A 14003-nucleotide genomic window follows, 5' to 3' on the forward strand; every position below is an offset into this window, starting at 1 on the left:
CGCCCCTTTACTTGCCGCCGATGAAGCCCGGCACCCGGGTCCGGCGTTCCACCCAGCGCATGATCAGCATGACCGTCAGATTGATCAGCATGTACATCACCGTGACCGCAATGAACGATTCATACGGACGCGCCGTGTAATCCACCAGCTGGCGGCCCTGCGCGGCGAGTTCCAGCAGGCCGATCGTGGACGCCACCGCCGAGTTCTTGAAGATGTTCAGGAATTCGGAGGTGAGCGGCGGCACGATGACACGGAAGGACATCGGCAACAGCACGAAGCGGTAAGTCTGCGCGAGCGTGAAGCCCATCGCCAGGCCGGCGTTGCGCTGACCCGGCGGCAGCGAGTTGATACCCGAGCGCACCTGTTCGCAAACCCGGGCGGCGGTAAACGTGCCCAGGCAGAGCATGGCGGCCAGGAACTGCTGGGTGAACGGGTTCATCTGCTTGATCGCGTCGCCGAACGGCAGCAGCTCGGGAATCACGAAATACCAGATGAACAGCTGAACCAGCAGCGGAATGTTCCGGAAAATCTCGACATACGTCGCGGCAATACCCGACAGCAGCTTGTTCGGCACCGTGCGCAGCACGCCGAGCACCGAGCCGATGACGAGGGCGATGGCCCACGAGGTCAGGCCCAGCGCGATCGTCACCTTGAGACCGGAAATCATCCAGTCCAGGTACGTCTCGTTCTGCGCGGCCTGCTCGAGGAACACTCCCCAGTGAAAAATGTAATCCATAGTGCGTCCTTCAAAAAGAAACGGAAGGACTTCTCCTTCCGTTTCGCACTGCTCCGATCACAGGGATCAGTCGAGTGCCTTGTCGTTCGGGTTCTTGAAGAGCGCCTTCATGTCGTCGGACAGCGGGAAGTCCAGGTTCAGGCCCTTCGGCGGTACCGGTTGCATGAACCACTTGGTGTACATCGTGTTGATCGATCCGTCCTTCATCAGGCCGGCGATCACGGTGTCCGTCACCTTCTTGAACGGGGCATCATCCTTGCGGATCATGCAGCCGTACGACTCGCGCGACTGCGGCTTGCCCACGACGATCCAGTCGGCCGGGTTCTTCGCCTTGGCGCGTTCGCCGAAGAGCAGCGCGTCGTCCATCATGAACGCCACGGCACGGCCCGATTCCAGCGTCAGGAACGACTGGCCATGGTCCTTGGTGCTGATGATGTTGGCGCCCAGCTTCTGGTCGTCGTTCATCTTGCGCAGCAGGCGCTCGGACGTCGTGCCAGCGGTGGTGACCACGTTCTTGCCCTTCAAGTCAGACCAGTCCTTGATGCCGCCATCCTTCTTCACCATGATGCGGGTGCCGATGATGAAGATGCTGTTCGAGAACGAGGCCTGCTTCTGGCGTTCCAGGTTATTGGTCGTGGAACCGCACTCGATGTCGATCGTGCCGTTCTGCAGCAGCGTGATCCGGTTCTGCGAGGTGATCGGGATTTCCTTGACCTGCAGGTTCGGCAGCTTCAGCTGGTCCTTCACGGCTTCCACGATCTTCATATTGATATCGTAGGAATAGCCCACCTGGCGCACGCCGCCAAGGTTGTAGTTGAACGGAATCGAGGAATCCCGCACACCCAGCGTAATGACACCCGTGTCCTTGATCTTCTGCAGCGTGCCCGTCAGCGGCTCTGCAGCCTGCGCGGTACCGCACAGAATACCCGCAGCAACCGCCAGGCTAGCCAGCTTGGCTACATTCATAACATCTCCTTGACCATGAAGAGAAAGGCGGGACTCTAGCAAAAAAACGCCCCACCGGCGAAACAGTATTGCTTAGCTCGTGACCCAAGACAACGGGTTTTTCCCCTAACTGGTGCCAGTTCAGGCATGGTTGCGCGGCATTGCGCCAAAATGCGACACAACTGCAATGATTCAGACAACAAAAAACGCGGCAGCCGGAAAACTCCGGCCGCCGCGTCCTTTCATGTCCGGGGAAAGGATGGATGCTGCGTCGCAACATCCATCCGCCCCTTTCATTGCCCGTTTCAATCAGGGATACAGGCCGCGCATCTCGCGCGCCTGCAGGATTCGCGTACAAGCAACGATAAACGCAGCCGTCCGCAGCGTGACCTTATTGTCCTGGGCCACCTGCCAGATCGCCCGGAAGGCCTCTTGCATGATTCGTACCAGGCGCTCGTTGATCTCCTCCTCGGTCCAGAAGAAGCTCGAGAAATCCTGCACCCATTCGAAGTAGGACACGGTCACGCCGCCGGCATTGGCGATGACGTCCGGGCAGACCAGGATGTTGCGCTCGCGCAGGATGTCGTCCGCCTGGGGCGTGGTCGGGCCGTTGGCGCCCTCGATCACCAGCTTGGCCGTAATCTTGGGCGCGTTGGCGGCCGTGATCTGGCCTTCCAGTGCGGCCGGGATCAGGATGTCGCACTCGACTTCCCAGAACCGCTCGGTGGTCAGCACTTCGCCCTGGAAGCCTTCGATCGTGCCGCTGTGCGACGCGTATTCCATCATCGCCGGCACATCGAGCCCGGCCGGGTTGTACAGCGTGGTGCGGTGGTCCTGCACGGCCACCACCTTGGCGCCAGCCTCGTGGAACAGCTTGGCCGCCACGGCGCCTACATTGCCGAAGCCCTGCACGGCCACGCGCGCGCCCTTGATGTCCATGCCGAGGTTGCGGGCGGCTTCCTTGCCGACCACGAACACGCCGCGGCCGGTCGCCTCGTGACGGCCCAGCGAGCCGCCCAGCGAGATCGGCTTGCCGGTCACCACGCCGGTGGCCGTGCTGCCCGAGTTCATCGAGTAGGTATCCATCATCCAGGCCATGACCTGGGCGTTGGTGTTCACGTCCGGCGCCGGAATGTCCTTGGTCGGGCCGATGATCAGGTTGATTTCACTGGTGTAGCGGCGCGTCAGGCGTTCCAGTTCGGCCGTGGAGAGCGTGCGCGGATCCACGCGGATGCCGCCCTTTGCACCACCATAGGGCACGTTGACGGCAGCGTTCTTGACCGACATCCACGCGGACAGGGCCATCACCTCGGACAGCGTCACGTCCTGGTGGAAACGCACGCCACCCTTGCCCGGGCCGCGCGAGAGGTTGTGCTGCACGCGATAGCCCTCGTAGTGGGCGATGGTGCCGTTGTCCAGCTCGATGGGCACGTCCACGATCAGCGCGCGCTTGGGGCGCTTCAGCGTTTCCACCCAGCGGGCCAGCGAACCCAGGTAGGGCGTGACACGGTCAACCTGCTGGAGGTAGATGCCCCAGGGCCCGAGCGCGTCGGCGTTCAGGTACGAAGGCAGGATGTGGGAGGCGATGGACGGCTTGGACGGTGCTGCGGAAGACATCGTTGAGTTCCGAGTGAAGGTGACACGCAGAATATCGGCGCCTCCACATCGGAATCCAATGCCGTTTGCTCATCCCGCCCTGCAGCATTATGCAAGATGCGCATAACCTTGCGCCCGACCCCTCAGGCTTGCGTCGTCAACGCAGCCCAGACCTTGTCCACCAGCTGGCGCTTGCGCCGGCTCTGCCCGCTGCGGCGGTCGTTGCCGACATCGGTGGGCCGTTCGCGGTAGAGCCGGATCTCCATGTCGATGGACTGCGGCAGCCCGCGCGCGGCCTCGGCCCGCACCAGCCGGCCTGCGTGCACGTCGTCCCGCACCGCGCTCTCGGGCAGGAAAGCCATGCCGTGGCCGGCCAGCGCCATGACCTTGAGCGCCTCGGCCATATCGGTCTCGTAGCATTTGTCGAGCTTGAGGATGTCCGGCGACTCGGACAGCAGCATGTCCACCATCCGTCCCAGGAACGCATTGGGCGTGTAGCTGAGGAACGGCACCGGCTTCTTGTCGCTGCCGGGCAGCCGGAACACGGGCCGGCCAGTGCTGTCGGGCACGCTGTAGGGCGACAGCCGCTCGGTGCCGAGCACGAGCATGTCGTAGTGGGCCGGATCCAGCTGGATGGCCTGGCGCGGGTGGTGGTAGACCATGACGAGGTCGCAGCCGCCCTCCACCAGCATCAGCACGGCATCGTGGACGTTCAGCGCGCGCAGCCGGCAGGGCAGCGTGCCGACCTTGCGCTCCACGCCCTTGAGCCATTCCGGGAAGAAGGTCAGCGACAGCGTGTGCGGCACCGCGAATTCCAGCACCTGGGCGTTGGCCGAGCGCTGGCCGCGCATYAGCGCCCGGGTTTCGCTGACCTGGGCCAGCATGGCCAGCGCCTGCTCGTAGAACACCTTTCCGGCGTCGGTCAGAGTGGTCGGGTAGCTCGATCGGTCGATCAGTTCGGTGCCCACCCACGCCTCRAGCGACTGGATACGCCGCGAGAACGCCGGTTGCGTGACATGCCGCAGCTCCGCCGAGCGCGAAAAGCTGTGCGTCTCGGCCAGGCTGACGAAGTCTTCAAGCCATTTGATTTCCATGGCGCGGATTATCGCTTGCCGGCCATCGGGCTGCACGATGAGCAAATCTATTCCAATTTCTTGAATRTTTTTGGAACAGGATTACAATTGGAGCGAGATTTGGACGACARATTGGATATCCTTGCTCAGGGGGGCCGACTAAGATGAATGGGATCCCATCCTGCCCCCGCAACCGCCATGCAACCATTTGTCCTCCCTTCGTCCTTTTCCACGCTCGCCACCGGCATGGAAGCCACGCTCGCCCAGAGCGCGCGGATGGTGGCGGCGCACGTGGCGGCCAGCCTGCCGGACGCCGACACGCTGCTCGCCAGCCTGCCGCCGGGCGCGCTCGAAGGCAGTCCGGACCGCTATACGCGGCACCTGGTCCATGCCGATCCCTTCGAACGGTTCTCGGTCATGGTGCTGGTCTGGCGGCCGGGGCAGTTCAGCCSCGTCCACGGCCATCGCACCTGGTGCGCCTACCGCGTGCTGCGCGGCACGCTGGCCGAGCGCCACTACCGCTGGAACCCGGAGGACCGCACCGCATCTCAGGTCAACGCGGTCACCCGCGAGGCCGGCGACACTTTCAGCGTGCCGGCCGGCCTGCAGCACATCCACGCGCTGGGCAATGCCAGCGACGCCGTGGCGGTGTCGCTCCATATCTACGGCGTGGACCAGGACCGCATCGCCACCGGCGTGAACCTGCTGGTGGATACCATCGTCAGTTGAGGATTCATGGACCGCTATGACCGCCAGATCCTGGAGATCCTCCAGGAAGACGCCACCGTGCCCGTCGCCGATATCGGCGAGCAGGTCGGCCTCACGTCCACGCCGTGCTGGCGGCGGGTGCAGAAGCTCGAGGAATCGGGCGTGATCCGCAAGCGCGTGGCGCTGCTGGATGCCGGCAAGCTCAATGTGGGCGTGACCGTCTTCGTGTCGATCCGGACCAACCAGCACAACGTGAAATGGCTCAAGGCCTTCCACGGGCTGGTGGCGTCGATCCCCGAAGTGACCGAGTTCTACCGCATGGCCGGCGACACGGACTACCTGCTGCGCGTGGTGGTGCCCGATATCGCCGCCTACGACGCCGTGTACAAGAAGCTGATCCAGGGCGCGGAACTGGCCGATGTCAGCTCCAGCTTCGCGATGGAACAAATCAAGTACACGACGGCGCTACCGCTGGACTACGCCTGAGCGGCGCCTGCGGGGCGCATCAGCCCCGGTGCGCCCAGCCCGTCATGCGCTTTTCCAGTACCGCGAACAGCTCGTACATCCCCATCGCCATCACGGCGATGACGACYAGCCCCGCAAACGCCAGCGGCATCTTCATCGCCGAGCCGGCCGACACCAGCAGGTAGCCGATGCCCTCGTTCGCGGCGCTCATCTCGGACACCGTCGTGCCGACGAAGGCCAGCGTGATGGCCACCTTCAGCGAGGCGAAGAAGAACGGCATCGCGCGCGGCAGGCCCACCTTGAGCAGCACGTCGCGCCGCTTGGCGCCAAGCACGCGCAGCACATCCTCAAGCTCCGGCTCCAGCGTGGCCAGCCCGGTGGCGATGTTGACCATGATCGGGAAGAACGAGATCAGGAACGCCGTCAGGATGGCCGGCCCGGCGCCCAGCCCGAACCAGACCACGAGGATCGGCACGAAGGCGGCCTTGGGCAGCGCGTTGAAGGCGGTCATCAGCGGGTAGGTGGCCGCGTAGGCCAGCTTCGACGAGCCCATCAGCAGGCCCAGCACCACACCGACGCCAATYGCCAGCCCAAAACCAACCATCGTGGTCCAGAACGTGCGCCAGGCATGGCCGGCGATCACGCCGCTGTACTCGGTCAGCGAGGCGACGATGGCCGACGGGCTCGGCAGGATGAAATCGGAGATCTGGAAAGCGAGGCACGCGCCCTGCCAGACCATCAGGAAAGCCCCCAGCAGGAGCCACGGCGCCACGCGCTGCACGCGCTTTGCCTGGGTGGAAGTCATGGTTGCCATGGTGTGGATCGCTTCTTATTGCTGGCGGACGTGGCCGATCTTCTCGCGCAACTCGTGCACGCGTTCGGCGAACGGTTCGGAATAGGTGACGTCGAGCGCGCGCGGACGCGGCAGGTCGATCTCCTTGCGCAACAGGATGCGGCCCGGGCGGGCGCTCATCACGTAGACCGTGTCGGCCAGGAACACGGCCTCGCGCAGGTCGTGCGTGACGAGGATGACGTTGAAGCGCTGGGCCTGCCAGAGGTCGCGCAGCACGCACCAGAGTTCCTCGCGCGTGAAGGCGTCGAGCGCGCCGAACGGCTCGTCCAGCAGCAGCATGCGCGGCTGGTGGATCAGCGCGCGGCAGATCGACGCGCGCTGCTGCATCCCGCCGGACAGCTGCCACGGGAACTTGTCCTCGTAGCCCGCSAGGCCGACGGTCTTGAGCAGGTCGCGCGCCCGGGCCTCGTACTCCTTGCGCTTGGCGCGCATGGTGGAGCGGTACGGCTCGACGATCTCCAGCGGCAGCATCACGTTGTCGAGCGTGGTGCGCCACGGCAGCAGCGTCGGCGCCTGGAAGGCCATGCCGACCTGCTTGAGCGGGCCGTTCACCTTCTCGCCCGCGATGCTGACCACGCCGCGCGTGGCCGGCCGCAGCCCGGTGGCCAGCTTCATGAAGGTGGACTTGCCGCAGCCGGACGGCCCGACGATGGCGATRAACTCGCCCTGCGCCGCCTGCAGCGAGATGTCCTCCACRGCGAACTCGCCACGCCGCGCCAGCTCGTCGTCATAGGCGAGCCAGACACGGTTGAAATCGACGAACGGCTTCGGGGGAGCCAGGGTGGCCTCCGTGACCCCGCTGGCCGCCCCGCCCGAGGCGGGGGACAGGCTTTCTCGCGCCATCATCATCGCAGGACGTCCAGTTCGGCGGCAGAAGGCAGGTAGGCGTCGGTCCAGAGCGTGTCCGGGTTGATCCGGCCCTTGGTGCCGAAGGCATCGGCCACCTGCGACGCCATCAGCGAGAGGCGCGGCTTGCTCACGCGGCCGAAGCCCTCGGCCTTGGCATCGGGCGACTTCACCACGCTGTCCAGCGCCAGCTTCAGGCGGCGCACCTCCAGCTTCTCGTCGATGATGCCGTCACGGGCCTTCACGGCCTTGATGCCTTCCTCGGGATGCGCGATCACGTCGCGCGCGGACTTGGAGAACGCGCGCAGGAACGCCTTGACCGTCTCCGGGTTGCTCTTCAGGAACTGCTCGGAGGCGATGATGGCGTTGCCGTACAGCTTCACGCCGAACTGCGGGTACGGCAGGACGACGATGTCCTCATCCTTCACACCACGCGCGTTCAGGTTCAGGATCGACGTGAACGAGAAGCCGGTGATGGCGTCCAGGTCGCCGCGCGTGAGCATGGTCTCGCGCAGCGTGGGGTCCATCGCCTGCCAGTTGAACGACTGTGCCTGGAGGCCATTGGCCTTGGCGAAGATCGGGAAGGCGCGGCGGCCGGCATCGAACACCGGGGCGCCGAGCTTCTTGCCGGCCAGGTCCTTGGGCGCGCGGATGCCGGACTTCTTCAGCGCCAGCACGGCGGCCGGCGTGTTGTTGTAGACCATCATCACGGCCACCGGCTTGTTCTTGGCGTCCGGGTTATTGCCGTAGAACTCCATCACCGAGGCCAGGTCGGCGAAGCCCATGTCGTAGGTGCCGGAGGCCACGCGGTTGACCACGTTGCCCGAGCCGTTGCCAGCGTCGATGGACACGTCGAGCTTCTCCGCCTTGTAGTAGCCCTTCTGCTCGCCCAGCAGGAACAGCGCGGACGGGCCCTCGAAACGCCAGTCGAGCTGGAAGCGGACCTTGGTGGCGGCTTGCGCCTGAGCGGTGCCTGCACAGAGTGTCGACAGCACCATGGTGGTGCCCAATGCGGTACACAGCTTCAGCAGATGACGGCGCGCGGCGAATTGCGGCATGAACCTTCTCCAGTTGTTGATCTCTCCTGGGAAGGCTTTTCGCAAGGCGCGTGCCAGCTTTTCACATGGGTGTCATGCCCCGATCCGGGGCAYGCGCGCCGTGCATTGACGAACCATGATTGTGCGCGGCGCTCTGTGGGACGGGGTTGCCGACAGCGATTGTCGACAATCCCAAGCCAATCTCAGGCGTCCTGCGTGGCGTCGCCGACGTCGATGGCGAGCACGTCGGACGGCGACGCCGCCTCCACCGCCCCCTCCGCCGCGCTGCGCGCCTGRATCAGCCACATCTCCGCGTAGCGGCCGTTGGCGCGCATCAGCTCGGCATGCGTGCCGCGCTCGACGATGCGGCCGTGATCCATCACCAGGATCTGGTCGGCGTGGACCACGGTGGAGAGCCGGTGGGCGATCAGCAGCGTGGTGCGGTTTTGCGCCAGCCGCATCAGTTCGGCCTGGATGGCCTGCTCGGTGCGCGAATCAAGCGCCGAGGTGGCTTCGTCGAACACCAGGATCGGCGGATTCTTGAGCAGCGTGCGGGCGATGGCCACGCGCTGYTTCTCGCCGCCGGACAGCTTCAGGCCSCGCTCGCCCACCGGGGTGTCGTAGCCCTGCGGCAGTTCKCGGATGAAGGTGTCGATCTGGGCCGCGCGCGCGGCTTCGATGACCTCGTCGCGCGTGGCCTCCGGCCGGCCGTAGGCGATGTTGTAGTAGATGCTGTCGTTGAACAGCACGGTGTCCTGCGGCACGATGCCGATCGACGCCCGCAGGCTCGACTGGCGCACGTTGCGGATGTCCTGGCCATCGACCTCGATCCCGCCGCGGGACACGTCGTAGAAGCGGAACAGCAGCCGCGCCAGCGTGGACTTGCCCGAGCCGCTGTGGCCGACCACGGCGGTGGTCGTCCCGGCGGCGATGGTGAAATCGACGTCGTCCAGGATCACCCGGTTGCTCTCGTAGCCGAATCCCACATGGCGGAAGCGCACCTCGGCGCCGCGCACCTGGAGCGGGAGCGCCCCGGGCGTGTCGGCCACCTCCTGGTTCGTGCCGAGCAGGACGAACATGCGATCCATGTCGGTCGTCGACTGCTTGATCTCGCGGTAGATCACGCCGAGGAAGTTCAGCGGGATATAGAGCTGGATCATCAGCGTGTTCACCAGCACGAGGTCGCCCAGCGTCAGCGTGCCGGCCGCCACGCCCACCGTGGCGCGCCACAGGATCAGGATCAGCCCCAGGGCGATGATGGTCTGCTGGCCGAAGTTCAGGAACGACAGCGAGTTCTGCGAGCGGATCGCGGCGGTGCGGTAGGTGCGCAGGTTCTCGTCGTAGCGGTGGGCCTCGTATTCCTCGTTGCCGAAGTACTTCACGGTCTCGAAGTTCAGCAGCGAGTCGATCGCCTTCTGGTTGGCGCGCGAGTCCAGCTCGTTCATCTTGCGCCGGAAGTGCGTGCGCCACTCGGTCACGACGATGGTGAACACGATGTAGCCGACCAGCGCGCAGGTGGTGATCGCCGCGAACCAGATGTCGTAGCGGACCACGAAGAAGCCGATCACCAGCGACATCTCCACCAGCGTGGGCAGGATGCTGTACAGCGAGTACGAGATCAGGGACTGGATGCCGCGCGTGCCGCGCTCGATGTCGCGGCTCATGCCGCCGGTCTGCCGGTCCAGGTGGAAGCGCAGCGACAGCGCGTGCAGATGGCGGAAGACCTGCAGCGCGATCTCGCGCACCGCGCTCTGCGTCACCTTCGAAAAGAGGATCTCCCGCAACTCGGTGAACAGCGTGCCCGAGAGCCGCAGCACCCCGTAGGCGACGATCAGGCCGACCGGCACCACGAGCAGCGCGGCGGTATCGCCGGGGGCGATGTTCATGCTGTCGATCAGCTTCTTCATCAGCACCGGCACGCCGAGGTTGGCCACCTTGGCCGCCACCAGGCAGGTCAGCGCCAGCATCACGCGCCAYTTGTAGTGCCAGACGTAGGGCAGCAGGTTACGGACGGTCTGCCAGTCGCTRCGGGGCTTGCCGCCGGCGGGGAACAGCGATTTGGCCGATTCGGGGGGGGAATCGGCGGACGTGGAGTAGCGGCGCATACGTTAGAATTCTTGCCAATGCCGCGATTGTCGCAGAGATCGCACATCCCGGCAGGCCATGACATTCCCCCGCACCCCGCCTTACCTTCCTGCCGATATGAACCATCCTGCCCCGCTCTCCGAACTGCCCGCCGGCAAGAACCCCGCCCTCCGCGTGGTGCCGATGCCCGCCGACGCCAATGTGCATGGCGATGTGTTCGGCGGCTGGATCATGTCCCAGGTGGACATCGCCGGTTCGATCCCGGCGGTGGAGCGCGCCCAGGGCCGCGTCGCCACGGTGGCCGTGAACTCGTTCCTGTTCAAGCACCCGGTGATGGTGGGCGATCTGGTGAGCTTCTATGCCGATATCGTCAAGACCGGCCGGACCTCGATCACCGTGTCGGTGGAGGTCTACGCGCAACGCATGCGCCACAGCCACGAATGCGTGAAGGTGACGGAGGCCACGCTGACCTACGTGGCCACCGACGATACGCGGCAGCCGAGAACCCTCCCGACCGCCTGAAGCGCCAACGCTCGCGTCTTAGCTGAACTTCGAGAAATCGGGCTTGCGCTTCTCGAAGAACGCCGAGAACGCCTCTTTCGCTTCCGGCGCCACCAGCATGCGCCGGAACACCTCGCCCTCCTCGCCCATCTTCTGCTCGACGGCTGCCACGTCGTCGCCCTTCATGAGCCGCTTGGTCTCGCGCAGCGACGACGCCGGCAGCGCGGCCAGCTTGGCCGCCTGCTGGCGCACGTAGTCCTGCAATTCGGCCACCGGCAGCACCTTGGTCACCAGACCCATCGCCAGCGCCTCCTGCGCGCTGAACGCCTCGCCCAGCATCAGCTTCTCGGCAGCGCGCTGATAGCCGACCAGACGCGGGAGCAGCAGGCTCGACGCCGCCTCCGGGCACAGGCCGAGCTGCGCGAACGGCAGGGACAGCTTCGCCGTGTCCGAGGCGTAGACGAGATCGCAATGCAGTAGCAGCGTCGTGCCRATGCCCACCGCCGCGCCACTGACCGCCGCCACCACGGGCTTGCTCGCGTGGCTGATCGCATGCAGGAACTGGAACACCGGCGCCGGCGTGCCATCCGCGCCGTGCGACGGCGGGCGCTTCATGAAGTCCTCGAGGTCGTTGCCGGCGGTGAAGATCTCCGGCTTGCCCTCGATCACGATCACACGCACGGCGGCGTCAGTCTCCGCCGCGCGCAGCGCATCGGCCATGGTCTGGTACATCGCGGCCGTGATCGCATTCTTCTTGTCGATGCGGTCGAAGCCGATGGTCAGGATGCCCTGGTCGATTCGTGTGGCAATGCTCATGTCAAACCTCGTCTGTCTCGTCTAGCTCATTGGGATGCCGCTCATACGAACGGTGGCGGCACTTCGGAAAGGTAACCGATGCTGAACGCGCCGGCGCCGATGTTCAGCGCCACGGTCAGGCTCATCGGGGCCAGCATCAGCTCCACGCCGGCGCGCTCGGCCGTGGCGGCCAGCGACTGCCACGCGGGCCACGCGCGCACTTCGTCGATATTGCCGGCATAGGCCACCGAGATGTCCGGCGTCAGCAGGCAGCCGGCCCGCACGCAGCTCTCGGCATGAGCCAGCAGCCGGCGGATGCCGTCCTCCTGTCCGCGCGCCTTGGCAATCGCCTCGGTCTCGCCCTGGTGCATGCGGATGATCGGGCGGATGTTGAACGCATTGCCCAGCATGTAGCGGCCCCAGGTGATGCTGTTCTCGCCCTTCTGCTTGGCGCGCGTATACATATAGAGCAGCTCGTTCGGCACCATGATCATGTGGGCGGCGTCGCGCAGGCGGGTCTCCACSGCATGGGAGATCGCCGCGGCGTCACCGCCGTGGCCCAGCATGCGGGCCACCTCGCGCACGATCAGCGCCTGGCCCGGGCCGATGGCGCCGGTGTCGATCACGGTCAGGTCGAACAGGCCGCTGCGCCCGGCGTCCTTGCGCAGCTTGAAGCTGCGCGCCACGGTGCCGACCACGGCGCCGGTGGCGTTCGCGTAGAACTTGCTGCGCGTGCTGGCAATCGTCAGCAGGATGGCACGGTCGCAGCCGGCCACCACATGCTTGAGCAGATGGTCTTCCAGCTCGCGTTCGAGCAGGGGGATCGATTCGGCGTAGTGGTCCTGCTTGCCGACCAGGTACTGCTGGTACAGGTCGGGCAGCGCGGCTTCGTCGCGGGTGTCGACCACGAAGCGGTCGCCAGCGCGAATCCGGAAAGGGATGGTATGGACGCCCAGCGCGTCCATCATTGCGCGCGGCATGTCGCATGCCGCGTCGGCCAGAATAGCTGTCTCCTGCATATTATTGTGTTCCTCCGTATCAAGCGTTTCAGTGTGTGGCTTCTCCGTTCCATCGCACTACGTTCTTCACCTGATCAGAGGGTTCGGGACAGCCCACCCGCCGGGCTGTCCCSGTGGCGCGCTGCCCCTGGCGCGTTTAAACGCGCTCGAAGATACCGGCGGCGCCCATGCCCGTGCCGACGCACATGGTCACCATGCCGTATTTGAGGTTGTGGCGACGCAGCGCGTGCACCACGGTGGCCGAGCGGATCGCGCCCGTGGCACCGAGCGGGTGGCCCAGCGCAATCGCGCCGCCCATCCGGTTGACCTTGGCCGGGTCCAGCGCCAGGTCACGCATCACCGCCAGCGACTGCGCGGCGAAGGCCTCGTTCAGTTCGATCCAGTCGATCTGGTCCTGCGTCAGCCCCGCAGCCTTCAGCGCGGCCGGAATCGCTTCCTTCGGACCAATCCCCATGATCTCGGGCGGCACGCCGCGCACCGCGAACGACACGAAGCGGGCCAGCGGCACGAGATTGAACTGCTTGAGGATCTTTTCCGAGACMAGGATCAGCGCGCCGGCGCCGTCCGACGTCTGCGAACTRTTGCCGGCCGTCACGCTGCCCTTGTTGGCGAACACCGGRCGCAGCTTGGCCAGGCCTTCCAGCGACGTGTCGGGGCGCGGACCCTCGTCCAGCGAGATAGTACGCGTCTTGACGCCGACCTGACCAGTGGCGAGGTCCGGGAACTTCTCGGTTACCTCGATTGGGGTAATTTCGTCGGCGAACTCCCCGGCCTGCTGCGCGGCCATCGCCTTCTGGTGCGACGCCAGCGAGAACGCGTCCTGATCCTCGCGGCTGACCTGCCACTGGGTCGCCACCTTCTCGGCGGTCAGGCCCATGCCGTAGGCGATGCCGACGTTCTCATCGCGCGTGAAGATCGACGGCGACATCGACGGCGTGTTGCCCATCATCGGCACCATGCTCATCGATTCCACGCCGGCGGCGATCATCACGTCCGACTCGCCCACGCGGATGCGGTCCGCGGCCATCGCCACGGCCGACACGCCCGAGGCGCAGAAGCGGTTCACGGTGATGCCGCCCACGGTGTTTGGCAGGCCCGAGAGCAGCGCGCCGATGCGCGCCACGTTCAGGCCCTGCTGGGCTTCGGGGATGGCGCAGCCCACGATGGCGTCTTCGATCAGCGCCGGATCGAGATTGGGCACCTGCGCCACGGCAGCGCGCAGGATCATGGCGAGCAGGTCGTCAGGCCGGGTGTTCCGGAACGCGCCCTTGGGGGCCTTGCCGATGGGCGAACGGGTGGCCGCGACGATGTAGGCGTCTTGCAGTTGTTTCATGATGTCGGTTC

14 protein-coding genes are annotated in these 14003 nt (G+C 65.6%); 3 read left to right on the forward strand and 11 right to left on the reverse strand.

Going from position 1 to position 14003, the window contains the following annotated elements:
* Positions 1-7: 7 nt before the first annotated feature.
* The 4 genes from AB4Z27_RS16410 to AB4Z27_RS16425 all read right to left on the reverse strand — a co-directional run bounded on the left by AB4Z27_RS16410 (position 8) and on the right by AB4Z27_RS16425 (position 4371).
* On the reverse strand, positions 8-736 hold the full coding sequence (locus AB4Z27_RS16410) for an amino acid ABC transporter permease (RefSeq protein ID WP_092291865.1): 729 nt from the start codon (positions 734-736) through the stop codon (positions 8-10).
* 66 nt (positions 737-802) lie between these two features.
* Positions 803-1702 (reverse strand): glutamate/aspartate ABC transporter substrate-binding protein, encoded by a 900-nt coding sequence (locus AB4Z27_RS16415; RefSeq protein WP_092291863.1) that lies wholly within the window; start codon positions 1700-1702, stop codon positions 803-805.
* Between the two features lie 288 nt (positions 1703-1990).
* The gene (locus AB4Z27_RS16420) at positions 1991-3298 is read right to left on the reverse strand and encodes a Glu/Leu/Phe/Val family dehydrogenase (RefSeq protein ID WP_092291861.1); all 1308 of its coding nucleotides are present in this window, start codon (positions 3296-3298) and stop codon (positions 1991-1993) included.
* Positions 3299-3420: 122 nt separating this feature from the next.
* Positions 3421-4371: a LysR family transcriptional regulator gene (locus tag AB4Z27_RS16425; RefSeq protein WP_092292143.1), complete on the reverse strand. Its 951-nt coding sequence runs from the start codon at positions 4369-4371 to the stop codon at positions 3421-3423.
* 177 nt (positions 4372-4548) lie between these two features.
* On the opposite strand from AB4Z27_RS16425, the gene AB4Z27_RS16430 reads away from it, so the two are divergent.
* Together AB4Z27_RS16430 and AB4Z27_RS16435 are read left to right on the forward strand one after the other, a co-directional pair.
* Positions 4549-5079, forward strand: a complete 531-nt coding sequence (locus tag AB4Z27_RS16430; RefSeq protein ID WP_441644835.1) for a cysteine dioxygenase — start codon at positions 4549-4551, stop codon at positions 5077-5079.
* Positions 5080-5085: 6 nt separating this feature from the next.
* Positions 5086-5544 (forward strand): Lrp/AsnC family transcriptional regulator, encoded by a 459-nt coding sequence (locus AB4Z27_RS16435; RefSeq protein ID WP_092291859.1) that lies wholly within the window; start codon positions 5086-5088, stop codon positions 5542-5544.
* A 19-nt stretch (positions 5545-5563) separates the two neighbouring features.
* On the opposite strand, the gene AB4Z27_RS16440 is transcribed toward AB4Z27_RS16435, so the two are convergent.
* From AB4Z27_RS16440 to AB4Z27_RS16455, 4 genes are all read right to left on the reverse strand, one after another.
* Positions 5564-6337: an ABC transporter permease gene (locus AB4Z27_RS16440; RefSeq protein WP_092291857.1), complete on the reverse strand. Its 774-nt coding sequence runs from the start codon at positions 6335-6337 to the stop codon at positions 5564-5566.
* A 15-nt stretch (positions 6338-6352) separates the two neighbouring features.
* Positions 6353-7222 (reverse strand): ABC transporter ATP-binding protein, encoded by an 870-nt coding sequence (locus AB4Z27_RS16445; protein WP_092291855.1) that lies wholly within the window; start codon positions 7220-7222, stop codon positions 6353-6355.
* On the reverse strand, positions 7222-8280 hold the full coding sequence (locus AB4Z27_RS16450) for an ABC transporter substrate-binding protein (RefSeq protein WP_092291853.1): 1059 nt from the start codon (positions 8278-8280) through the stop codon (positions 7222-7224). The genes AB4Z27_RS16445 and AB4Z27_RS16450 overlap by 1 nt, the downstream gene beginning before the upstream one ends.
* 182 nt (positions 8281-8462) lie before the next feature.
* Positions 8463-10364 (reverse strand): ABCB family ABC transporter ATP-binding protein/permease, encoded by a 1902-nt coding sequence (locus AB4Z27_RS16455; RefSeq protein ID WP_092291851.1) that lies wholly within the window; start codon positions 10362-10364, stop codon positions 8463-8465.
* Between the two features lie 97 nt (positions 10365-10461).
* On the opposite strand from AB4Z27_RS16455, the gene AB4Z27_RS16460 reads away from it, so the two are divergent.
* Positions 10462-10866 carry an acyl-CoA thioesterase gene (locus AB4Z27_RS16460; RefSeq protein WP_092291849.1) on the forward strand — a complete coding sequence of 135 codons (405 nt, stop codon included), beginning with the start codon at positions 10462-10464 and terminating at the stop codon, positions 10864-10866.
* An 18-nt stretch (positions 10867-10884) separates the two neighbouring features.
* On the opposite strand, the gene AB4Z27_RS16465 is transcribed toward AB4Z27_RS16460, so the two are convergent.
* The 3 genes from AB4Z27_RS16465 to AB4Z27_RS16475 all read right to left on the reverse strand — a co-directional run bounded on the left by AB4Z27_RS16465 (position 10885) and on the right by AB4Z27_RS16475 (position 13995).
* Entirely contained in the window at positions 10885-11661 is a 777-nt protein-coding gene (locus AB4Z27_RS16465) for an enoyl-CoA hydratase (protein ID WP_092291847.1), read from the reverse strand.
* Positions 11662-11702: 41 nt separating this feature from the next.
* A complete protein-coding gene (locus AB4Z27_RS16470) occupies positions 11703-12659 on the reverse strand; it encodes a DegV family protein (protein ID WP_092291845.1) in 957 nt (318 codons plus the stop codon).
* Positions 12660-12795: 136 nt separating this feature from the next.
* Positions 12796-13995 carry an acetyl-CoA C-acyltransferase gene (locus AB4Z27_RS16475; protein ID WP_092291843.1) on the reverse strand — a complete coding sequence of 400 codons (1200 nt, stop codon included), beginning with the start codon at positions 13993-13995 and terminating at the stop codon, positions 12796-12798.
* Positions 13996-14003 lie beyond the last annotated feature (8 nt).

Origin of the sequence: Cupriavidus sp. KB_39 (assembly GCF_052114485.1) — a bacterium.
In the GTDB taxonomy this organism is placed as follows: Bacteria; Pseudomonadota; Gammaproteobacteria; order Burkholderiales; family Burkholderiaceae; genus Cupriavidus.

What these genes read in the sequence shown, in the direction of transcription:
- AB4Z27_RS16450 (WP_092291853.1), bottom strand. Translation starts at nt 8,280, where the DNA reads ATGCCGCAATTCGCCGCGCGCCGTCATCTGCTGAAGCTGTGTACCGCA.
- AB4Z27_RS16410 (WP_092291865.1), bottom strand. Translation starts at nt 736, where the DNA reads ATGGATTACATTTTTCACTGGGGAGTGTTCCTCGAGCAGGCCGCGCAG.
- AB4Z27_RS16435 (WP_092291859.1), top strand. Translation starts at nt 5,086, where the DNA reads ATGGACCGCTATGACCGCCAGATCCTGGAGATCCTCCAGGAAGACGCC.
- AB4Z27_RS16415 (WP_092291863.1), bottom strand. Translation starts at nt 1,702, where the DNA reads ATGAATGTAGCCAAGCTGGCTAGCCTGGCGGTTGCTGCGGGTATTCTG.
- AB4Z27_RS16460 (WP_092291849.1), top strand. Translation starts at nt 10,462, where the DNA reads ATGAACCATCCTGCCCCGCTCTCCGAACTGCCCGCCGGCAAGAACCCC.
- AB4Z27_RS16420 (WP_092291861.1), bottom strand. Translation starts at nt 3,298, where the DNA reads ATGTCTTCCGCAGCACCGTCCAAGCCGTCCATCGCCTCCCACATCCTG.